Genomic DNA, 22384 nt, shown 5'->3' with positions numbered 1-22384 from the left:
ATGCATGATATGCTATGCGGAAAATTACTAGGAGATGGTTGCTTAACCAAACAGCTTCATAGAAAACCTCGTTTCCAATTTACTCATTCCAAAAAAGATACTGGATGGAGTCTATTTTGCTTTGAACAACTTTCACCCTTTATATCTCTAAATCCACCTAAATACATAAAAATTATTGATGCACGTACAATCGCTGGTTTCACAGAAAGCTATATTGTTCAGTCACGGACTTCAGATGAGCTTTGCGAGTTATATGAAACATGGTATCCGCACTCTAAAAAAGCATTGCCCTTCTCATATATTGAAAATCATTTTACTGATAAGACTTTGGCATGGTGGTATCAAGACGATGGACACTTAAAAATCCAAAATGGCATTCCAAGAAAAATCATTTTGTCTACTGATAGTTTTTCCTTAGCTGAAAACCACTTTCTAATTGAATTTCTCAATAAAAGATATGGTCTTCATTTTTCTATCGATGCTCAAAACCGACTTCTTCTGTACGACCAGTATCAGATTATGTACTTTTTGAAGTTGGTAGATCCATATATCCATGAATCGATGAACCGTAAAAGAAGACTCTCCTCTGATGTAAAGAAAATTGCTAACCGAACAACAATCTATTTGCCTAGTGACATCCAAATCAATAAACCTACGTTAGAAATAAATGAACAGTATAAAAAGCTAACTCTATTATTGTCTTTAAGTGACAACCATATCCATTTCTTTCAGCAAACCAAGACATTGCTAAATTCCAAAGCCATAACAAAACCTTATCAAATACAAATAGAAAATAGGTTTAAAGAAAATCTAATGCGCTTAAGAAATCAATCTGGTTTAAATATTAGTCAGTTAACTACGTTGTGTTTCAAATTAAATATGTAGATAAAAATAGAAGCGATTCCTAACAAAGGAGTCGCTTCTATTTTTATGCTCTAATGTCGAATTTCCCACCAATATGAGGCTGTACAGACTGTTCTAACATCTTTACAACATCGTTGCCATTCGTTTCCGCTTGGTCGATTGTCTTTTTCATAATCGATACATTGGCTTCTGTTTTCACGCTTGCCTGACTAAGTGCCATTGATAACGCCGCGATATCCACAGACTCGCCTCCTTATAGAAAAAGGAGCCTAAACTCAGGCTCCTAGATTTCTTAAAATTAACGTAGTAATTGTAATACTTGCTGAGGAGCCTGATTTGCTTGAGCTAGCATTGCTTGTGATGCTTGTGCAAGAATCGAGTTCTTTGTTTGTTCCATCATTTCTTTCGCCATCGTGCGAACATTTACTTTCATAAATGACTAGACTATATCTTCACCCTCTAGTGTTAGTAGGGGCCGGGCACTTCGGATCCACAGCACTGATGTATACTGTCTCACCTACGGATTTCATCACCATAGCTTGCGCCTTAGATGGTTTATCCTAGTCGTTGAACCTTCTCCACTCTTTCGAGACAGGAGCTTGGCTGCTGATTGCCCAATCTTTTATTTTTTCAGGGCCGTCACGCTTGTCGTTTCCAACTACGTTGTGGCAATAAAAGCTTAAGGGCTTTCCAGCAATTCACCCGGTTGTAATCTCTGATCGTTACCAATCAGGACGACTGTACCTCCACTCGCTTACGCGGCTTCGGCATAATCAACGTCGCGGATACGTGATTCCGCAGCTGTTAGGTTTTCAGCTGAGGTGTTCAAGTTGTTAATTGAATGTTCAAGACGATTTTGGACTGCACCTAGTTTAGATCGTTCAGAAGATACAGATTTGATAGCAGCATCAATACTAGTTATTGCAGATGAAGCTCCTTCATGAGTAGTCACATCTATATCCGCAACCCCGAGGTTACTAGCATCCATAGCGTTAATGTTAATACTGATTGATTGACCTTCATTCGAACCAATTTGCATAGTTAACTGATCACTGACATCAATCGTACTACCAATAACAGTAGCCGTAGTTGTACTACCCACATCTGCTTTCAAATTGAAGGTTAATCCTTCAAATCCTGCAGAACCGCCAGTTACCGTTACTTTATTACCTTCGTAAGAGAATGTAGTGTTAGCAGCATCTAGTCCAGATGCATTACTTCCAGTATCTGTTGCAGCAGTTGTAAAGTCTTTTGTGCCATCTAAAGCACCTAAAGTTGTTTCAGCAACAGAAATGCTTTGATCAGCGTTTGCATCATTTGACTCGAATTTAAATGTTCCAGCTGTAGAATCCCACGTTGCAGTGGCCCCATCTACAGTGCTTGTAATTTTCTTAGCTAAATCGTCATAAGTTTGACCTGCTGTAGTGCCAACATTATAAGTTTTTCCGTTAGCAATAATAGTTAAAGAATCGGACTTATCTACCGTATTAACACCAGCTGTAGCAGTCAATGTAACACTAGCTTTAGTGGCTAAAGTGGCATTGGAATTAATAAAAGTTAACGTTCCTGCCTGAGTCGAAGAACTCATTGACAGTCCAGTGATGTTCTGAGAATCATTTGTTTTCGTACCAATTTCTCCTGTAAGTAACTTTTTAGAGTTAAATTCAGTAGTATTCGCTATTCTATCAACCTCTTCAGTTAACTGGCTAATTTCTTTTTGAATCTCAGCACGATCGTCAGCAGTGTTAGTATCGTTAGCTGATTGAACGCTTAATTCACGCATACGCTGAAGAATATCTTGAGTAACACTTAAAGTACCTTCTGCCGTTTGAATCAAAGAAATACCATCTTGCGCATTACGAGAACCTTGTTCTAATCCACGAATCTGTCCACGCATTTTCTCAGAAATTGTAAGACCCGCTGCATCATCTTTCGCGCTGTTGATGCGAAGTCCTGAAGACAATTTCTCCATGCTGTCCATTTGCGCGCTTTGCGCCGAGCCCATTTGTCTGTGTGTGTTAAGTGCTGCGATATTGTGATTGATAATCATTGCGTATTACCTCCGTGTAATGTTTTTTTGTTTTTTGTAAGCGTCCAAATCCTTTTGCACTGCCTTACAGTAGTTATTATCGGAGGGCTTTGTTAAATGTTTAGTGTTTTTTGAAAATATTTCTTATTTATTTTTATTTACATAAAAAAGCCTGCAAATTCTGCAGGCTCTCGTGCTATTTCTTCCGCATACTCAAAAAATCACTCAAATTAATAACATTTGACGTTGCTTGTTTGTTTTCTTCTTGAATTTCTAAGTACACTTCTTTTCGGTGGATGGTGATTTGCTTTGGCGCGTTGATGCCGAGGCGTACCATGTCGCCTTCGATCGAAGTTACCGTGATTTCAATGTCGTCGTTGATGACGATGGTTTCGCCTTTTTTGCGTCCGAGTACTAACATCGTTTACACCTGCCTTGCAGCGGTGTTGTCGACTTGAAATAACGCCTGCTTGATTTGGTAGTCTTTATTGTTCAACACGATTTGCATGCCTTGTTGTTTTTTATTGTTTATGACTAGTGGTGCTTTTAAGTTGGTTGTTGCGTTGTTAATGTCGCCTTTGACAGTAACGGTTGTTAAGACGATGGCATCCGTCGGCTCTTCTAGTTGCAACCGCTCCACCATTTGCTCTTCTAGTTTAATGTCATAGTCTTTGAAAAACGTAAACGGATCGACTAAGAAAAAGCTCACTTCCACGTGTTCTACCGACTGCAAGAAAAAGAATGGCGACTCGCCTTCTGCGTCTGCCGGGATTAATACATAGTCTTTAACTTCTTCAAATCCTGGAATTCCTTTATCAAACGTAAGGACGCGATCTTCTGCTAGTTCGATTTCTCCGAATTGTTCTGTTTGAATTTTCATGTCCGACTCCCTCCGTAACAACTAAATGCCTTGTAAGATAAAGATATCTTACGAGGCATTTATTAACAATCAATTTTTATAGAGTTTTCAATTACCCAACCTGCTCTTCAACAACCAAACCTTCTCTCAGTCGCACGCGTACCAAGTCCACCGCTCCGTCAATTCCTTTTAACACAGCCGAAAATTCTTCTAACTCTAAATCGGCACCTGTCAGTAAGCTCGCTGACAAAGGTTGATCCAACACATCACGACTAATTACAATGTCGCCGCCTTCGCCTTGTCCTTGAATGCGCGCGGCGATGTTCACGGTGCGTCCGAAATAATCGAGTCGGTCGTTGGAATTTACCGCAATCGCCGCTCCGCTATACAAACCAAGTCGCAACACAATGTCTTCTTTTGCGGTTTGATTAAACGCGGCTAAGTTTTCTTGAATGGCGAGTGCTGCTCGCAGTGCATCTTCGGGTTTGTGGAACACGGCCATGACCGCGTCACCAATTGTTTTAACGATACTGCCAGAATTTCCGGCAATGTGCCCAGTTAAAAATTCAAAATGGTTGCGTACTTGTCCGTAAGCACTCGAGTCGCCGACAGTTTCATACAACATCGTCGACCCTTTTAAATCCGTAAACAAAATCGTCACGTGGCCAATATCGATTTTTTGTCCAGGTGACAATACTTCTGAAGAAAACAAATCACGAAACTCTTGCATCGCTGTCACTTTGGCGGCGGTTACGGTTTGTGCAGTCCAGTTTGCGTTTTCTAACGCCACGACAATGTCTGCGCTGCTGGAGTTTGTGACCACAACGTCACTTGCTCCCGACACCGAATCGTGCGACCAGCCCAAATCAGAGTAAACAAGCTCGTTTGATTCCACGCCAGTGTCTACCACTACTCGGTCGTTTGCTTGAATCACACGAAAGCGCAATGCTTTTTCGCTTTGGGGAATCATAAAGCGCTTAGACTCTCCCGACTCGATAATTTGTTGGGCTTGGACATGTGGCGTGATCGTTGGGCCACCGATGCAATACACTTCTGCGTAAGCTGTTCGGACCGCTTCATGAACTGAGAAGTTCAATTCCACAAACTGATCAAAATCCGCATCGTAATTCACGCCGCACAAGTCACAGTGGAACTGCTCTTCTAATTGAGCTAACGAATTGTGTTCGACTTTTGAGACACGGCAATTTGGACAAATAACATTCCAACTCAGATTTAACATGCCTGCTTTTGTGGCATACAGCAAAACGCGTAAGGTTTCGTCCAAATCGGCTCCCCAATGATGGGCTAATTCGACAGGTTCGATTTGCGCGACGTCTCGGTCGTCACGCTCGGCTAAATAGCGATGCAACAACTCGACAAACTTCTCGTCAACCGGCGACTTCGCCAGTAACGCTGACATCCGGTCGAGTTCAGGCAAATTGATTTTGCCCTTACTCGGTTTTTGCGGCGCTTCGGATATTTTATTCGCTCCAGACTGCAAATAATCATTCAAGTAGGTCATCATTTTCTTCACGGCAGGAATTCCGCTAATCAACACGCCTGCGTAGCCAATCGGATTGAGCGGCAAAAAACGAGCCGTTAATTTGATTCGCGTGCCGTTGTCTGCTGTGTCGAACAGTTCGGCTTGCATGCTGTATTGTTTGAGTGGTCCGGATAAATATCGGCGTTCAACAGTGTAGCTGTCGTATTTCTGCCACTGAAACGGAAACTCTTGCCACATGATTGGCACCAGTCCCAACGCTTTCGCATAAGCTTCTCGGTAAAAGATTTCCGTTCCGTCTTGCTTTGTCGGGCTGAACGTTACGGGGAACAACCCGATATACAAGTTCATTCGGTTATTATCCGCTAACAATTGCCAAGCGGTTTTTCGGTCCAACGCTATTTCTTTTTCTAACACGTATGTTTTCGTTTTAAATTTCATTTTTTCACTCCTAAGAAATTGCGATGGCAATGGCCAGTAATATGATGTGGAAAATTTGGTCTGCCATAATCGACAACCACCCTTTTTCTGGACCCTTCGCCATTTGAACGCGTTCTATCCAAAACATGACAAAGGTTTTTCGGTCTAACACAATATGGCCAATAAAAACAATGAGAATTGCGGGCAACGACAATCCGCCTGACAACGTCCCAAACAGTGCGATGATGACTGTATAAATCGACACATGCGTCAATAACGGCAGCCATTTTGTCGCTTTGTATTTGGCCATCCAACTTGTTTGCAGCAAAAAGTCCCCGATTAAATGCCCAATCAATAACACATCAAACTGACTCATAGTCGGTAGCCTCTTTCCTGTCCTGCTTCGTATTGCTCGATTTGGTAATCGCACTCTTCTAACATCGCCGCAAACGCATCGACTACTCTAGCGTCAAACAAAGTTTCTCTGCAGCGACGCAGTTCTTCTACGCCTAGTTGATAAGACAGTCCCTTACTATAAGAACGAGCCGTCGTCATGGCATCAAATGTATCTGCGACTCCGACAATGCGTGCGAACAATGGAATCGCATCACCAGCTAATCCATGCGGATAGCCGGTGCCGTCTAGTCGTTCGTGATGACACAACGCGGTTTCTACGGCATGAACCATGGCGTCTTTTGGTTCCACATTTGATAAAATATCTGCCCCGATCACTGTATGTTGCTGAATCGCGGCATATTCTTCTGCCGTTAAACGGTCAGGTTTTCGGAGAATGGCATCTATTATGCCAATTTTTCCGATATCGTGCAGCAATGCCGCTTTATACAATTCTTCGCAATCTGCTGCACTTAGTTCAAGCTTTTGCGCGATCCATAAGGAATATTTAGCGACGCGTTCTGAATGCCCTGCCGTATACGGGTCACGCGCATCTAACACTTTGGCTAATGTTCGAATCATGCTTAGTAACATTTGCTGCAATTCTTCGTACATTTGACTGTTATGAAGCGCGAGCGCCGACTGACTTGATAGCGCGTCCGCTAAACGAATGTCTTGTTCAGAGAAAAAAGCGATATCTTGTTTGTTTAACAACTGCATCGCCCCAAGAACCTTGTCTTTGACCGCGAGCGGCACGGTAATCATCGACTTGGTGACAAACCCACTCGATTGATCGACGCGTGCGGTCCAGTCTGGGTTGTTAGCCACGTTTTCGATTAACTGCGCTTGTCCTGTCTGAATGACTTTGCCGACAATGCCTTCATCTTTATCCAATTCGATGTTTAGTATGGTAGCCGCTGATGGCCCGTACGCGGCTGATACTTTGATTTTTTGGCGTTGTTTATCGAGCACCCATAACGTGCCTGCTTCCGCTCCGACAATCTGCACCATTTGCAACAAAATGCTTTCTAGCACTTCGCCCATTTCTAAGTTTGAATTTAATTGCTTGGACGCTTCTAGCAAGGTAACGAGTTCTTGAACTTTAAATTCCAATTCTTTTATATGCGTCATGCGGTTCCTCCGGTTGCTTATTGGTTGAATATTTAGCATTTTATTGTTTTTGTTTAGTATTTTTCTATTTCTTGTCGATCATATCTTGTTGTGAACCATTAAGCAATATTATCCATTATTAAAATAATGCCCAGTCTATCGGCACCACAGCTTGGCACGTCTTTGTTCGTATTCTTTTTCCTAAAGAAATTATTTACTGATCTAAATTTCATTGTCCTTTCGAATTAGATGTAGGCTATACTAGTTTTTGTTGAGCGCTTCACGTGAATACGGAATTTCACAAAAGTCACTCGCCGAACAAACGCAATAATTACCAATAATATGTAATAAAATTTTTATCAATTCGCATATATTTTTGTGATATGATATGTAAACAATAAGCTGAAATATGGTTAACCTTATAGATCAAGCTCGTTACACTACCTATTTTGTAAAGGAGGCTCCTCTTTTTTCATGGCTACTTTTTTACTTTCCGATCCTTTGCTTATGCAATTATTATCTTTTATTTTATTAGCTCTTTTATTATTTATTGGGTTACTCGTTGTTCATTTACGAAATAGCCAAAAACTCCAGAAAAAAAGCAATTCCACTGAATTAGAGTTGAAGTTTGAATCGGTATTCGAATCGACTTCAGATGCAGTGATTGTTGCCGATCAGCATGGAACCATCTTGCAATGGAATTTAGGCGCTGAAACCATTTTTGGCTTTAAGAAAAAAGAAGCGATTGGAGTTAACCTAGAAATTATTATTCCGGAGTCTTTAATTGACGGACATCGTAAGGGCTTACAACAGTTTTCGGAGACAGGCGTTCCTAGTGTGATTGGCAGACGCGTTGAATTAGTAGGTCGCCGCAAAGATGGGCAGGAAATTCCGATTGAAATGTCTGTGGGGACATGGAAAACAGAAGACGGATTGTTTTTCAGCAATATCATTCGGGACATCACCGAACGAAAAGAAACAGAAGCAAAAATCAATAGCCTTGTGTACCGAGATCCGTTAACGGGCTTGCCAAACCGACGGATGCTTAGTGATCAACTGGCTCTAAAAATCAAGCAACAGAGCGGCAAAAAACAAAGCATGTCCTTGCTATACATCGATTTAGACCATTTTAAATTGATCAATGACACATACGGACATTACGCTGGCGATCAAATGCTCATTGAAGTGGCCAAGCGTTTCCAAAGCATCGCGCATGCGGAAGATACGATTTCTCGCCTTGGTGCAGATGAATTTATACTATTATTGCCGAATACTGATAGTTTCAAAGCAACTGCTCATGCACAAAAAATATTAGAGCTGTTTAAAGAACCTTTTCGCTTCCAACAAGAAGATTTATTTGTCACCCCTTCTATCGGCATCAGCATCTTTCCGAATGACGGAATCGACTTGGATACGTTAGTAAAAAATGCAGATATCGCCCTTTCTCAAGCAAAAAGTCAAGGCAAAAACAATTTTCAGTTTTTCACAGAAAGCACTAACCAGGCAGCCTTGCGAAAATCGAAATTGGCTATCGATATCCGGAAAGGTTTGGAAAAAGGCGAATTTTTTATCCATTACCAACCCCAAATCGATTTAAAAACCAACAAAATAGTCGGACTCGAAGCTTTAGTTCGCTGGGTACACCCAAGACTTGGGAACATTTCACCTGCTGAGTTTATCCCCGTCGCAGAAGATACGGGGAGTATTATTCAAATCGGTGAATTTGTTTTACGGCAAGCTTGCTTGCAAAACAAAGCATGGCAAGATGCTGGACTTCCGCACTTCCGCGTCGCAGTCAATATTTCGTCTCATCAGTTTTCACGGTGCAATTTAATGGAAACAATACATACGGCGCTTTCGGAGTCCGGTCTACATCCCAAATACTTGGAACTTGAACTGACGGAAAGCATTATCCAAAGCTCTACTAGCGCCATAGAAACTATGCAAACTTTAAAAGCCATGGGCATTCATTTATCTATTGATGATTTCGGTACCGGCTTTTCATCGCTTCGCTATTTAAAGCTGTTCCCAGTCGATACCTTAAAAATCGACCAATACTTTATCCGCAACATCATTACCGACCCGAAAGACGCTGCACTTGTCGATACCATCATCAAAATGGCCGAAAACTTGCAGTTGAACGTTATTGCTGAAGGCGTTGAAACATTGGAACAACTGCAATTTTTGCAACAAAAAAATTGCGACCAAGCGCAAGGTTATTACTTTAACCGACCGTTGCCACCTGAAGAAATCGAACGACTTTACCAACCGGCCTCATCACCAATTAATTAAAACCACAAAAAAGCCAGCTTCCTCAGCAAAAGGAATCTGGCTTTTTTCGTTATTTTACGCTTTCCAACGCTTGTTTTACAGTCGCGTACGACTCTGTATCAAGCATATCAATGCCACTGTGAACAATCGCTTGCACAAGGTCGGGCCTTAATCCGGCAATGACCACATGAATGCCCATCAATTGAAGCGTGCTGCCAATTTGCTGAAGCGACAGCGCCACATGATCATCAATCGTCAAAACACCTGAAAAATCCGTAATAACGTGAAGAACTTTTTTCTCAGCGATTTTTGGGATCACGTTATTCATAATATGCGCAATTCGGTAACTGTCTATCACCCCAATAAGCGGTAGCACAACGACGTCTTCTAATACCGGCACAATAGGCGCTGATAGATTTAATAACTCTACACGCGTTTCTGCCTGCTTTCTTTCCGATAGCTGCTCAAACGCAAAAATGGTCTCATTTAAACTTACATCAAGAACTGCATGAATGGCTTGAATCGCTTTAGCGTTTTCAACAACCGTTAACTCAAATTCTACACTCAGCCGTGTAAAAATCTCTGAAAACACTTTGCGCGTTACCGGGTACCGAATCGCAATCATTGAAAGAGCACCGCCCGAAGCGATTTGCATCTCCGCATTCTTTTTACTCCATTCGATCAACGCGTCCGGAACTTCAATTTGTCCACTCTCGAGAAGAGCTTGTCCAAAAAACTCAAGCAACTGAACATACATACCAGCAGCCCGCTCTTTTTCCCACTCAGGAATGGTCAAGCTCATTTCCTGCACCACCGATTCAACCACTTCCGCTGATAACGATCCAGCATTTTCACTTATGTATTTGGAAAAGTCTTTAAAAGAAGACATTTGTTTCACACCTTTTCTTATGTTGTATCTATTATATCATTTGGTAAGGCGTAAAATGGCAACGAATCGTCAAACTACAAACGATAAAAACGCTCTTTTTTTACGGTCACTCAAGGATTCGGAGCACTAAGCGGCGAAGGGCAAAGATATGATTTAACTATTTTTTTATAAAATAGAAGACCCTTCTGGAATTTATCCAAAAGGGTCTTTCCTAAAAGCTATTATTCAACTGTTACTGATTTTGCTAAGTTACGTGGCTTGTCAACGTCACAGTCGCGGTGAAGCGCTGCGTAATAGCTGATCAACTGCATCGGAATAACTGATACAAGTGGTGATAGCAACTCGTTCACTTTTGGCAAGACCAAGCTATCGCCTTCTTCTTGTAAGCCTTCCATTGAGATGATACAAGGGTTTGCTCCGCGTGCCGCTACTTCTTTCACGTTTCCACGGATGTTCAAGTTAACCGCTTCTTGCGTTGCAAGTGCGATAACCGGTGTTCCTTCTTCGATCAATGCAATCGTACCGTGTTTTAATTCGCCGCCTGCAAAGCCTTCAGCTTGGATATACGAAATCTCTTTTAATTTCAATGAACCTTCAAGTCCAACGAAATAATCCATTACGCGACCGATAAAGAAGCAGTTACGTGTTGTCGACAAGAAATCTGTCGCAATTTGTTCCATTTCTTCTTTCGAATCCACTTGTGCTTGAATTGCATTTGCAACGATTCCTAGTTCTTGAACCAAATCAAAACCGATATCAAGGCCGCGTGCTTCAGCTGTTACCGCTGCTAAAATCGACAGGACTGCCAATTGTGCAGTGTACGCTTTTGTAGAAGCAACCGCGATTTCTGGACCTGCATGCAACAATAACGTATGGTCAGACTCACGAGATAACGTAGATCCTGCAACGTTTGTTACCGTTAATGACGCATGGCCTAGTTCTTTGATTTTCACCAATACTTGACGGCTATCCGCTGTTTCACCTGATTGTGAAATAAAGATGAACAATGGGTTTTCCGACAACAATGGCATATTGTAACCAAATTCACTTGATACATGCACTTCAACCGGAATTCCAGCTAATTTTTCAATATATTCTTTACCGATCAATCCAGCGTGATAGCTTGTTCCAGCCGCAATGATGTGAATGCGGTCAGCCGCTTGCATTGCTTCTAAAATTTCTGGTTTGATCGTTAATTTATCATTTTCGTCTTGGTATGCTTGAACGATTTTGCGGACAACTGCTGGCTGCTCGTCAATTTCTTTCAACATATAATGCGGATATGTGCCTTTTTCAATATCGCTCATATCAATTTCTGCAGTGAATGGTAGGCGGCTTACCGACTTGCCATCCAATGTTAAAATTTCCACGCTGTCTTTGCGGACAATAACGATTTCTTGGTCCATCAATTCAACAAACTGGTCAGTCAATTGCAACATTGCCATTGCATCAGACGCGATAACGTTGAAATCTTCGCCAAGTCCTACTAATAACGGGCTTTTGTTTTTCGCTACAAAAATCGTTTGCTCTTCTTCAGCGTCAAGCAATGCAATTGCATATGAACCTTTTAGTAAAGTAAGAGTTTTAGTAAATGCTTCTTGAGTTGTCATGCCTTCTCCAACAAATTTACCGATCAACTGAACAATAATCTCTGTATCCGTATCTGACTCCATTTCCACGTCAGCTAAATAATCGCGCTGAATGTGGTGGTAGTTTTCAATAACGCCGTTGTGCACAAGTGTGAAACGGTCAGATGTATTTTGATGCGGGTGAGCATTCGCACGTGTTGGTTTACCATGAGTCGCCCAACGCGTATGACCGATCCCAGTTGAACCCATAACGTCATTTTCTACAACTCCGCGTAAATCTGCAATACGTCCTTTTTCTTTAAACACTTTCACGCCACTACCGTTGCGGACAGCGATTCCTGCTGAATCATAACCGCGGTATTCCAAACGCTCTAAGCCTTTTAACAAAATTTCCTTTGAATCATTTTCTCCAATATATCCTACAATTCCACACATAATTAAATTCCTCCATTTGTCTCGTTCATATAAGTGATGAGCCTATCCATCTTGTTGGCCAATCGATCACTCGACTGTTTTAAGAATGGACATCACGACCAGGCTTCATGGCCGGAAGGGATCCGCCGAAAATTCGATACTCCTTCTCCTCGTCTACTAGAGATGACTTGTCCGTCCAATTTCTCTAGTACAGGCGCTATAATTGTTTTCCTGTCACTCAACTTCTATCCTCCTTTTTCAGTGGCCGTAAACCGACTCTACTATCATACAGCCTCAACACAATCCCGTCAATTAAAGCAAATAGTTATTTAGGTCTATTTCATCACCTTTTTCCGTATACTGGTCTATTTATCTATCAAAATCCATTTTCGAAGCTTTAAAAATTTGATAAATAACAGGCTGTTGTTAGTTTTATGGCTTTTTATTTCTCAAACCATTCAGCTACAATCTATTCCGCAAACTAGCTCCGCTTTCCTGCGGGCTTGCGCCGAACTAACTCGGGCTATACGCCCGAGTGGATTTCGACACTTCGCTATCCCGCGGGAGTCTCCGCTAGTTTGCTTCATAGCTAGAGAATTATACTAAGAAGAAAGTGCGCAAGGCGGCGACTCCTAGGGGATCAGGACGAGCTGAAGACCCTGGACTGAGCAAAGCGAAGGAAGCGGCTGAAGCCGGCCCCCCTGGAAAGCGTCCGCCTGGAGCGCTTTCTTCGTTTCTATCCTTTCCACTCATTTACCCCAAATCGCCCTCACAAAATCAAAAAATATAAAAAAGCCCGTAAGCAAAGATGCTCACGGACTTGAAATAATTGATTTGATTAGCTTAAACCCATTTCGCTACGTACAACCACTGCAATGCGTTCTACGTACTCTTCGCAGTCTTCTGCTGAAGCTGCCTCTACCATAATACGTACCAATGGCTCTGTACCTGAAGGACGCACAAGCACACGGCCGTTGCCGTTCATTTCTGCTTCAACTTCAGAAATCACTTCTGCCACTTTTGCGTTATCTGTTACCGCATGTTTATCCGTCACACGAATATTTACAAGCTTTTGCGGGAAAATCGTCATTTCAGACGCCAACTCAGACAATTTCTTGCCAGTAATTTTCATGATATTCACTAATTGAAGCCCTGTTAACAAACCATCGCCAGTTGTATTGTAATCTAAGAAAATGATATGACCGGATTGTTCGCCGCCCAAGTTGTATTCATTTTTCTTCATTTCTTCTACGACATAACGGTCACCAACAGCTGTTTTGTTGCTCTTCATGCCGTGGCTTTCCAATGCTTTGTAAAAGCCCATATTGCTCATTACAGTTGAAACAACTGTATCTTTCTTCAAACGACCTTCTGAATGCAAATGCATTGCACAAATGTACATAATTTGGTCGCCATCGACAATATTGCCTTTTTCATCTACTGCAATTAGACGATCGCCGTCGCCATCAAATGCCAAACCAATGTCTGCCCCTTTTTCAAGAACAAGTTCTGCTAATTTCTCAGGATGTGTAGAACCTACGCCCGCGTTAATATTCAAGCCGTTTGGCGAAGCACCCATTGATGTAATGTCTGCATCTAAATCCGCAAATACATGCGTTGCTAATGTAGACGTAGCACCGTGTGCACAATCAAGCGCTACTAAAATACCGTCGAACTCTTCATCCACTGTTTGTTTTAAGTATTGAAGGTATTTTTGTCCGCCTTCAAAATAATCTGTGATGCTCCCAAGGTCGCCGCCAGTTGGACGTGGCAATAGATCTTCAGCGCTGTCTAACAACGCTTCAATTTCTGCTTCTTGTGCATCCGACAATTTAAAGCCGTCTGAACCGAAGAATTTGATGCCATTGTCTTCTACAGGATTATGCGAAGCTGAAATCATAACGCCCGCCTCTGCACTCATCACACGCGTCAAATACGAAACGCCTGGTGTGCTAATAACGCCGAGGCGCATAACTTCCGCTCCGACAGAAAGTAGTCCGGCAGCCAAAGCGCCTTCTAACATTTCACCTGAAATTCGTGTATCACGGCCAATTAGCACTTTCGGTTTGTCTTTTGCGCTTTTTGTTAAAATGTATCCGCCTATACGACCTAATCTAAAAGCCAATTCAGGTGTTAGCTCGCTATTGGCAACTCCCCGTACTCCATCTGTTCCAAAATATTTTCCCATTACAATATTCGCTCCTTCAGTCAGTTGCTACTATTTTTTTAAATCTATTTTTTCTCTTTTATACTATTGTTTATTAGTCTACTGGCAGCTGTGCCGAATCATCGCTTACTACTTCTGCTTCCACCGTTACTTGAGCTGGTGAAACTGCTGAAGCTCCCGGTGGAATACTCAATTCTACATCTACTGTACTATCTTCTGCAGTTATGCTGGCAGCGTCTACTTCTACTACATATTCTGTCATTTCATCGACAACCGTTTTCGGACCATAAATCCGAATTTCTTCAGTGGATGTGGTCAAATTGTTGATGCTAATGCCTGTTCGGACTTCTCCAGTTGGCTCAATTCTGACAGGCACTGTTTTGCTATATTCAACAACTTTAACAGACACTTCAACTTCTTCCGGTTCGATTTCTGCATTTTCCAGTTTCGTCAAATCTTCTGCTAGTACTCGTACACGTGCTGCCGTCGTAAAAGATTCATTGACACCTTGCTCGCCAGAAACCGTGGCTTTTACAAAGCTGATGGCGTCAATCATACTTTTAGGACCCGTCACCACTACTGTTTCTGGTTCGACCGTCACTTTATCTAAAACAAAGCCTTCTGCGAGCATGCGGTCATTAATATCAGGGTCAATGCGGAATTCTTGCGACACCCGCTCTTCAATCACGACGTTCACAAACGCTGGATCTACTCGACTTGTTAATTGTTCCGAGACATTTTCAGTTTGAATCGGGACTTGGTGTTCGCCAAGCGGCAAATTACGCAAATCCACAAACAACGTAAAATCTTCTAACTGACGCGCCGCTTGAACTATGCTGACTGGGCCTGTTAAATGCAAGTCAGCTGTTTTTGGCACCCCACTAACCATTAGGTCGTTGTCATGGTATACCTCAAGCTCTACATCTTCAATCACTTCCGACACTCGACTAGTGTCCGTCGACCCCGTGGAATTATCTTCCGCTTGAACGGAGAAGAACAAAAGGAAGGCTAACAACAGCGCCGTAATTCGCAAAAACCAGCGATTGTCCATCATCTTATCCATTCTTTTTCCTCCTCCAATTCCACCAAGAAGAAGTGACTTCTTGCTGTGCTACGCCAAACCAAATGCGGCGTAACTTTACTTCAAAGTCTTCGAGTGATAAATTACGGTGCAAGTCACCATTTGCCGTCAAGCTGATGGCACCGGTTTCTTCTGATACGACAATTGTAATCGCATCAGTCACTTCACTAATGCCAAGAGCGGCACGGTGACGTGTTCCAAGCTCTTTGGAAATAAACGGACTTTCAGACAGCGGCAAATAACAAGCAGCTGCGGCAATCCGATTTTTTTGAACGATCACCGCTCCATCATGCAACGGAGTATTTGGAATGAATAAATTAATCATCAGTTCAGATGTAAGGTCCGAGTTCATCGGAATTCCCGTTTCAATATATTCACTCAAACCGGTTTCGCGCTCAATCGACACAAGTGCTCCGATTCGCCGTTTCGCCATATAACTGACGGACTTGGACATCGCCTCAATCAGTCGGTTGCGTTCAGATTCTTCGTTCAGCGTACTGCTTGAGAACAATCTCCCACGACCAAGCTGTTCAAGTGCACGGCGCAACTCTGGTTGGAAAATAATAATGATTGCTAAAAAGCCCCATTCCAGTACCTGTTGCATAATCCAGCCTAATGTTTCTAGGTTGAGCGCTTGCGTCACGAGGCGTGCAATAATAATGACAAAGATTCCTTTCAGCAATTGAACGGCTTTCGTCCCTTTGATGACCGTTATCAATTTATAAACAACGAACCACACCAATAAAATGTCGATGATATTTCCTAGAAGTCTAAATGGTGTTTGGTCTGTTAAACTTTCAAAAAAAGGCATCTGCAACCCTCGCTTTTCTACATCTGCATATGCATTAAGTATATCATAAGTGAATTAGGCTTGCCTTCATAGAAAAAACCCATCCTTTAGGAGAGGATAGGTTTAATCGTTTGTTTGACTGTCATTTGTTTCAAAAATTGCGGCTGCATCTTTAAAACCTTCTTTAATCGTAAACCATAACCATTCAAAAGCTTGATCGATTTCTTCAATTTCCCCGGTAATTACACCGCTCGATGCCATGTACTGACCATTGACGATCGTGACGTCTCCTTGAAGCTCACCTTCTACCCGTAAATCGCCATTGCGTACAGTTAAGTTGCCTACCACAGTTTCCCCTTCAGGAACAATAACCGTTTGTCCTTCCACAACCAAATTTGGTTGTTTCGTAAATGAAAACTGTTGGTCGTCATTAAAGTTTGTAAACAACGCTGTGCTCATTAATAGACAAAACAACGCGGCGGCTGCAAGCATGGGATGTCTTCTTAACCAGCGCTGAACACCCGCGCGCTGTCTTTCTTTCGGCAATCGTCCCATGGTCTTTTGGACAAAATCAGACGGCGCCTGTATATGAGATGCACTTTGGACAAATGCAACGGTTTTGCTTAAAGCTTGGTACTGCTCTCTGCAGTCAGGGCAGCTTTCCAAGTGCTCTTTTAATTGCTGTTCCTCGCTTGGATTAATATCCCCGTCGAGGTAATGATTCATTAACTCTAACACGTTTTCCGGACACGTATTCATCGTGCTCGCCTCCTACAAATTGCTCAATTGCTTGCGAAGAGCTTCTCGCCCTCGGTGTATACGCGTCTTTACCGTTCCTAACGGCAAATCCAAAATTTCACTGATTTCCGCGAGCGGCAATTCTTCAATATACTTTAATACAATAGCGGCACGGTACTTATCTGGCAAGCGGCTGATTTCGTACTGTACCCGCTCTTGAACTTCCATCCGCATTAACTCTTCTTCTGGAAGTTCGTCATCATTGGCAATTTTCGAGTACATATTCAAGCCTTCCGTCCCGCGCACTTCAGCATCTAAGTGATAATCCGGCTTTTTCTTACGGATTCGATCGATGCATAAATTGGTGGCGATGCGGTATAACCAAGTAGAAAATTTCCGATTCTGATCAAACGTATGAATATTTACATACGCACGCATAAAAGCTTCTTGAGCAATATCTTCTGCTTCCTGCTTGTTGCCAAGCATTCGGTAACAAACTTGATACAGCTGATGCTGGTAAAGCTCCACGATTTCGGCGAATGCGTTCTGATCGCCTTTTATTACTTTTGCTATTCGTTTATTCACTAACGCATCCATGATCTCATTTCCCTCCGCCTATGCGGCTGTACTTTATATACGTATCTCTATAAAAAAAGTTTCAATTATTTTTTCTTATTCTATCGTATCAAACAATACCCAAATAAATCCAACTAATTTTTTAACGATTTAGATTTGAAAAAGTTGCGAGTTATAGCTATTTTTTATTTTTTATTACTAAAACTTTAAATAATAAAAGACCGAAGACAACTCCATTGAGTTGTCTCCGGCCTTCTATCTAAATGAACTTATAATAATTTTTCGCCGAACAATGAACCGATTAACGCCACTGCTACATCAGCTGTTTTGTTTTTCTCGTCAAGAATCGGGTTAACTTCAACAAATTCTGCAGACGTAATGATGTTTGCATCAAACAACATTTCCATTGCTAAATGGCTTTCACGGTAGCTAATGCCGCCTGGAACTGGTGTCCCAACGCCTGGCGTGTACATCGGATCAATGCCATCAAGATCTAATGATAAGTGAACCGCATCTGTTTTGCGTTCTTCTTTTAAGTACTTAATCGATTCTTCGATTACGGCATGCATACCCATTTTATCAATTTCGTGCATGCTGTAAACGCGAATGCCGTGTTCTTTGATCAGTTCGCGCTCACCTGGATCTACTGAACGAGCTCCGATGATGACAATGTTTTCAGGTTTTACTTTTGGCGAATACCCGCGAATGTTTGTCAGTTTTTCATGACCATGTCCAAAGCTTGCTGCAAGCGGCATGCCGTGGATATTGCCTGATGGTGACGTATCACTCGTGTTCATATCTGCATGTGCATCATACCAAATAACGCCTAAGTTTTCGTGACGTTCTGAAATTCCAGCAAGTGTACCAATCGCAATACTGTGATCGCCGCCCAGTACTAATGGGAAATTCCCAGCTTCTGCTACGTTAAATACTTTATCGCCTAGTGCTTCAGTTGCTTTAGTAATCGCTTTCAAATTTCGTAAGTTTGTTTCTGTATCTACACTGCCGTCTGTTTGACCAATCAGGATGTCCCCTTCATCTGTAACGCGATGGCCTAACTCTTCGATGCGGTCTACAACACCTGCATAACGGATAGCGCTTGGTCCCATATCAACACCACGACGAGTTTGACCGTGGTCCATTGGAACTCCGATAATAGAAATATTTAATTTATTCATTATTTTATACCCCCTTAGCAAGATAGACTTATTGTAACCGCTAAGGTCTCTTTGGCTCAACTGTACAATTTTACGTATATTTATTCGCTTTTTTCGCCAAATCTTTTTTCACTTTTGGCCACTCTTTATCGATAATGGAATAGACTACCGCATCTCGCGGTTTGCCATTTGACCGAATTCGCTCATTTCGCAGAACTCCTTCTTTAACCGCTCCGATCCGTTCAATCGCCTTCTGCGAGCGCACATTTTCAGCATCTGTCTTAAACTGAACACGAATCATGCCACGTTCTTCAAAACAATAGCTAAGTAACGCACGTTTAACCGATGTATTGACATGCGTCCGCTGCGCTGACAACGCATAAAATGTTGCGCCCATTTCACAGCTTTTATTGGTCTCATCAATTGCATATATACGAGTCGTACCGATAACTTCTGCTGTTTCCGGATTTTCCACCGCAAAAATAAGTACATTTGACTGGTTCATTCCCGCTTCTAACCACGCTACCATATCTTCAAAAATTTCGACTTGATTGAGCATATGCTCAAAAATTTTCGGTGTATACAAAGCCCATAACGCTTCAAAATCTTCTCTCTTTAATAACCGTAAACGAATGCCATCTGATTCAATAATCATCGCAATCTCTCCTTTTTACGTAAAGTATACCGACTGGATGCATTCCACAAAATCTTCTTCAAGTGCACCCATTTGTTTTGTTAGAAAATAAGTAGAGACTGTGGGCAGCGGAAACAAATCAAAATGCGCTTCCATTAAGCGACCTTCCACCAATTCCCGCCGCACCATGGATTTAGGCAAAAACGATGTGCCTAACCCTTCTTGTATAAAGCGTTTCACAATATGTGCTTGTGTCACTTTCATCGTTCGAATACCAGGCATCTGGAGGCGTAATTTTTCTAATAGCTCTTCCCAAAAAACAGGATGATGATGCGTAAACAAAATCGATTTGCGTAAAGTTTCTTCTATTGAAATGGCTGGTCCTGTTTCATCGTCATAAGCGTCTCTTGGCAAAATAAATAACAATGGGTCCTCATACACAACAAGCGGGTCGATCGTGCGACCAATAGGTGGCAAAGCAGAAATTCCAGCAGATACTTCTTCTGTTTCAACCAAATCCTCTATAGCTTCTGATTCTTCCACACGAATGACTAGCTCGACTTCTGGATGTTGTTCTGTAAAAGACCGCAGCACATAAGGCAAAACCGTCTCGGCCATTAACGGGGAAATCGCCAATGTCCATTTTTTTCGGTAGCCTTGAGCAAAAGCGTGCAATTCTTCCACACTGCCATCTAATTGCTCTAACACTTTCTGTGCTTTTCCTTTAAAATGTCGACCTTCTTCTGTTAACGATACCCGATTATGGCTGCGCTTAAATAAAGAGAGTCCTAAATTTTCTTCCAATAATCGAATGTGAACCGTTACACTAGGCTGCGACATCAACAAGCGCTCTGACGTTTTTCTGAAATTCAAGGTTTCTGCCGCATCCACAAACGTTCTCAACCATTGAACTTCCATAACATCCCTCATTTCGATTAATATTTTTAATTGCCTTAATTATATATCTTTAATTTTTATTATCAATCGCTAGGAGTAAACTAAAAGAAAAGGAGGAATTCACATGTTTCAAAAAGGATTGAAAGGCGTAGTAGCTGTTCAAACTGCAATTGCTTCTGTGGACGGGGACTTAGGGGAATTACGCTATCGTGGCGAACTGGTTGAAGCGGTTATCCAAAAGAAATCATTTGAGGAAACAGCTTATTTTCTTTGGTACGGCCAATCACCAAACACCCAACAACTCGAGCAACTTCAACAACAATTGCTGTTTTACCGAAAACTACCTGAGCATATTGTTCAAATTACAGAGCTTTTGCCAAAAGAAATCTCATTAATGGATGCCATGCGAACATTGGTATCCGCTTATACACATACAAAATTTCAAACCTTATCACCTCAAGAGCAAGCCGTCGCGCTCACAGCAGCCTTACCGGTAATGACCGCGGCTTTTTACCGCATTCAAAACGGACAGCAACCCGTTGAACCGAGAGATGATTTGGGGCACACCGCTAATTATCTTTGGATGATCAACGAACAACTGCCTTCTGCTGTACAAACAGAAGCGCTCGAAACTTATTTAAAACTAACGATGGAACATGGCATGAATGCTTCAACGTTTGCGGCCCGTGTTACCATTTCAACTGAGTCCGACTTAGTATCCGCCATTACTTCAGCTCTTGGCACCATGAAAGGCCCTCTTCACGGTGGTGCCCCGTCAGGTGTTATCGATTTACTGAATACGATAAAAACGGAAGATCAGATCGCTCCAATTATTGAAGAAAAATTAAATAATGGAGAAAAAATTATGGGCTTTGGTCACCGAGTTTACCGGACAGAAGATCCACGGTCCATTATCCTTCGAAAAAAATGCCTAGCACTTCAAGGAGAAGATGCGTGGCTCGATTTAGCAGTGACAGCAGAAGCCTATATTGTTAAAAAGCTCAATGAACAAAAGCCTGGTCGGGCACTTTACACCAATGTAGAGTTTTATGCAGCGGCGATTATGCGATCCATCGAAATGCCAACGCAATTGTTCACACCCACTTTTAGTGTGGCGCGCATCGTGGGATGGACAGCTCATACACTTGAACAACAAGAAAATAATGTCATCTTCCGCCCACAATCTGAATACATCGGAACCTAAAAAAAACCCGTATCCAAATGAATGGATACGGGTTTTTTACACATGGATAGTACAAATACACATGGAACAATGGAGCCTAGGGGGCTCGAACCCCTGACCTCGTCACTGCCAGCGACGCGCTCTCCCAGCTGAGCTAAGGCCCCGCGCTGAACAGGCGCAAGGATGTTAAAAGAATGAGCCATGAAGGATTCGAACCTTCGACCCTCTGATTAAAAGTCAGATGCTCTACCAGCTGAGCTAATGGCTCACAATAAAAAATGGCTGGGGTACCTGGATTCGAACCAGGGCATGACGGGATCAAAACCCGTTGCCTTACCGCTTGGCTATACCCCATCGGTACTCATAAATAAAACTGGTGGTGGGGGGCAGATTCGAACTGCCGAACCCGAAGGAGCGGATTTACAGTCCGCCGCGTTTAGCCACTTCGCTACCCCACCGTATAAAGTTATAAGAAAAATGGTGGAGGATGACGGGATCGAACCGCCGACCCTCTGCTTGTAAGGCAGATGCTCTCCCAGCTGAGCTAATCCTCCAAAATGGTGACCCCTACGGGATTCGAACCCGTGTTACCGCCGTGAAAGGGCGGTGTCTTAACCGCTTGACCAAGGGGCCTTGCATAATAAAATGATTTATTTTATTCCCTATTAGAGAAACCTTGTAAAAACAAAAGCTTCCAACCGGATTCGAACCGGTGACCTCTTCCTTACCATGGAAGCACTCTACCTGCTGAGCTATGGAAGCAAGGTAAAAGAATCATTAGGAATAAAAAATAAACATAGAATAGCCCAGCGATGTCCTACT

Annotated in this window: 21 protein-coding genes and 7 tRNA genes; 3 read left to right on the top strand and 25 right to left on the bottom strand. The window is 42.4% G+C overall.

Going from position 1 to position 22384, the window contains the following annotated elements; genetic code table 11:
• Complete coding sequence (locus tag GPDM_RS11990) at positions 1 to 885, top strand: LAGLIDADG family DNA endonuclease (RefSeq protein WP_008431709.1); 885 nt, start codon at positions 1 to 3, stop codon at positions 883 to 885.
• A gap of 43 nt (positions 886 to 928) precedes the next feature.
• Here the strand turns inward: GPDM_RS11990 and GPDM_RS16505 are convergent, their stop codons facing one another.
• The 8 genes from GPDM_RS16505 to GPDM_RS11955 form a co-directional block, all read right to left on the bottom strand.
• Positions 929 to 1105 (bottom strand): YjfB family protein, encoded by a 177-nt coding sequence (locus tag GPDM_RS16505; RefSeq protein WP_008431708.1) that lies wholly within the window; start codon positions 1103 to 1105, stop codon positions 929 to 931.
• Positions 1106 to 1162: 57 nt separating this feature from the next.
• The gene (locus GPDM_RS11985) at positions 1163 to 1297 is read right to left on the bottom strand and encodes a flagellin (RefSeq protein ID WP_008431706.1); all 135 of its coding nucleotides are present in this window, start codon (positions 1295 to 1297) and stop codon (positions 1163 to 1165) included.
• 321 nt (positions 1298 to 1618) lie between these two features.
• Entirely contained in the window at positions 1619 to 2914 is a 1296-nt protein-coding gene (locus tag GPDM_RS16940; protein ID WP_008431705.1) for a flagellin N-terminal helical domain-containing protein, read from the bottom strand.
• 175 nt (positions 2915 to 3089) lie between these two features.
• Positions 3090 to 3314, bottom strand: coding sequence for a carbon storage regulator CsrA (csrA, locus tag GPDM_RS11975; protein ID WP_008431704.1), 225 nt, complete (start codon positions 3312 to 3314; stop codon positions 3090 to 3092).
• Positions 3315 to 3317: 3 nt separating this feature from the next.
• Entirely contained in the window at positions 3318 to 3773 is a 456-nt protein-coding gene (gene fliW, locus GPDM_RS11970) for a flagellar assembly protein FliW (protein WP_008431703.1), read from the bottom strand.
• 91 nt (positions 3774 to 3864) lie between these two features.
• Positions 3865 to 5694 (bottom strand): adenylate/guanylate cyclase domain-containing protein, encoded by a 1830-nt coding sequence (locus GPDM_RS11965; protein WP_008431702.1) that lies wholly within the window; start codon positions 5692 to 5694, stop codon positions 3865 to 3867.
• Between the two features lie 10 nt (positions 5695 to 5704).
• Positions 5705 to 6049 (bottom strand): DUF3307 domain-containing protein, encoded by a 345-nt coding sequence (locus GPDM_RS11960; RefSeq protein ID WP_008431701.1) that lies wholly within the window; start codon positions 6047 to 6049, stop codon positions 5705 to 5707.
• A complete protein-coding gene (locus tag GPDM_RS11955) occupies positions 6046 to 7197 on the bottom strand; it encodes a GAF and HD-GYP domain-containing protein (RefSeq protein ID WP_008431700.1) in 1152 nt (383 codons plus the stop codon). The genes GPDM_RS11960 and GPDM_RS11955 overlap by 4 nt, the downstream gene beginning before the upstream one ends.
• Before the next feature lie 453 nt (positions 7198 to 7650).
• Here GPDM_RS11955 and GPDM_RS11950 point away from each other — a divergent pair, with 453 nt between their 5' ends.
• Positions 7651 to 9468, top strand: coding sequence for a putative bifunctional diguanylate cyclase/phosphodiesterase (locus tag GPDM_RS11950; protein WP_008431699.1), 1818 nt, complete (start codon positions 7651 to 7653; stop codon positions 9466 to 9468).
• A gap of 49 nt (positions 9469 to 9517) precedes the next feature.
• Here the strand turns inward: GPDM_RS11950 and GPDM_RS11945 are convergent, their stop codons facing one another.
• From GPDM_RS11945 to GPDM_RS11900, 10 genes are all read right to left on the bottom strand, one after another.
• Entirely contained in the window at positions 9518 to 10336 is an 819-nt protein-coding gene (locus GPDM_RS11945) for an STAS domain-containing protein (RefSeq protein WP_008431698.1), read from the bottom strand.
• Between the two features lie 221 nt (positions 10337 to 10557).
• The gene (gene glmS, locus GPDM_RS11940; protein WP_008431697.1) at positions 10558 to 12360 is read right to left on the bottom strand and encodes a glutamine--fructose-6-phosphate transaminase (isomerizing); all 1803 of its coding nucleotides are present in this window, start codon (positions 12358 to 12360) and stop codon (positions 10558 to 10560) included.
• An 817-nt stretch (positions 12361 to 13177) separates the two neighbouring features.
• The gene (gene glmM, locus GPDM_RS11935) at positions 13178 to 14527 is read right to left on the bottom strand and encodes a phosphoglucosamine mutase (RefSeq protein ID WP_008431694.1); all 1350 of its coding nucleotides are present in this window, start codon (positions 14525 to 14527) and stop codon (positions 13178 to 13180) included.
• Positions 14528 to 14600: 73 nt separating this feature from the next.
• Positions 14601 to 15569 (bottom strand): CdaR family protein, encoded by a 969-nt coding sequence (locus GPDM_RS11930; RefSeq protein WP_008431692.1) that lies wholly within the window; start codon positions 15567 to 15569, stop codon positions 14601 to 14603.
• The gene (cdaA, locus tag GPDM_RS11925) at positions 15562 to 16398 is read right to left on the bottom strand and encodes a diadenylate cyclase CdaA (protein ID WP_008431691.1); all 837 of its coding nucleotides are present in this window, start codon (positions 16396 to 16398) and stop codon (positions 15562 to 15564) included. Before cdaA ends, GPDM_RS11930 begins: the two co-directional genes overlap by 8 nt.
• Before the next feature lie 102 nt (positions 16399 to 16500).
• The gene (locus tag GPDM_RS11920) at positions 16501 to 17136 is read right to left on the bottom strand and encodes a zf-HC2 domain-containing protein (protein WP_008431690.1); all 636 of its coding nucleotides are present in this window, start codon (positions 17134 to 17136) and stop codon (positions 16501 to 16503) included.
• A gap of 12 nt (positions 17137 to 17148) precedes the next feature.
• Positions 17149 to 17712 (bottom strand): RNA polymerase sigma factor SigW, encoded by a 564-nt coding sequence (gene sigW, locus GPDM_RS11915; protein ID WP_008431688.1) that lies wholly within the window; start codon positions 17710 to 17712, stop codon positions 17149 to 17151.
• 248 nt (positions 17713 to 17960) lie between these two features.
• Positions 17961 to 18869 carry an arginase gene (gene rocF / locus GPDM_RS11910; RefSeq protein ID WP_008431686.1) on the bottom strand — a complete coding sequence of 303 codons (909 nt, stop codon included), beginning with the start codon at positions 18867 to 18869 and terminating at the stop codon, positions 17961 to 17963.
• Between the two features lie 70 nt (positions 18870 to 18939).
• Positions 18940 to 19503 (bottom strand): GNAT family N-acetyltransferase, encoded by a 564-nt coding sequence (locus GPDM_RS11905; RefSeq protein ID WP_008431684.1) that lies wholly within the window; start codon positions 19501 to 19503, stop codon positions 18940 to 18942.
• A gap of 15 nt (positions 19504 to 19518) precedes the next feature.
• A complete protein-coding gene (locus GPDM_RS11900; protein WP_008431682.1) occupies positions 19519 to 20400 on the bottom strand; it encodes a LysR family transcriptional regulator in 882 nt (293 codons plus the stop codon).
• Between the two features lie 103 nt (positions 20401 to 20503).
• Here GPDM_RS11900 and GPDM_RS11895 point away from each other — a divergent pair, with 103 nt between their 5' ends.
• On the top strand, positions 20504 to 21583 hold the full coding sequence (locus tag GPDM_RS11895; RefSeq protein ID WP_008431681.1) for a citrate synthase/methylcitrate synthase: 1080 nt from the start codon (positions 20504 to 20506) through the stop codon (positions 21581 to 21583).
• Between the two features lie 70 nt (positions 21584 to 21653).
• On the opposite strand, the gene GPDM_RS11890 is transcribed toward GPDM_RS11895, so the two are convergent.
• From GPDM_RS11890 to GPDM_RS11860, 7 genes are all read right to left on the bottom strand, one after another.
• A tRNA-Ala gene (locus GPDM_RS11890) sits at positions 21654 to 21726 on the bottom strand.
• A gap of 31 nt (positions 21727 to 21757) precedes the next feature.
• Positions 21758 to 21830 (bottom strand) — tRNA-Lys (locus GPDM_RS11885).
• A gap of 11 nt (positions 21831 to 21841) precedes the next feature.
• A tRNA-Gln gene (locus GPDM_RS11880) sits at positions 21842 to 21916 on the bottom strand.
• 20 nt (positions 21917 to 21936) lie between these two features.
• Positions 21937 to 22020: transfer RNA gene (locus tag GPDM_RS11875), tRNA-Tyr, on the bottom strand.
• A 20-nt stretch (positions 22021 to 22040) separates the two neighbouring features.
• Positions 22041 to 22116 (bottom strand) — tRNA-Val (locus tag GPDM_RS11870).
• 4 nt (positions 22117 to 22120) lie between these two features.
• Positions 22121 to 22195: transfer RNA gene (locus GPDM_RS11865), tRNA-Glu, on the bottom strand.
• Positions 22196 to 22251: 56 nt separating this feature from the next.
• Positions 22252 to 22324 (bottom strand) — tRNA-Thr (locus GPDM_RS11860).
• Between the last annotated feature and the right edge of the window lie 60 nt (positions 22325 to 22384).

Source organism: Planococcus donghaensis MPA1U2 (assembly GCF_000189395.1).
In the GTDB taxonomy this organism is placed as follows: domain Bacteria; phylum Bacillota; class Bacilli; order Bacillales_A; family Planococcaceae; genus Planococcus; species Planococcus donghaensis_B.
Note: the sequence above shows the minus strand (reverse complement) of the source record. Positions and strands in the feature narration are given on the sequence as shown.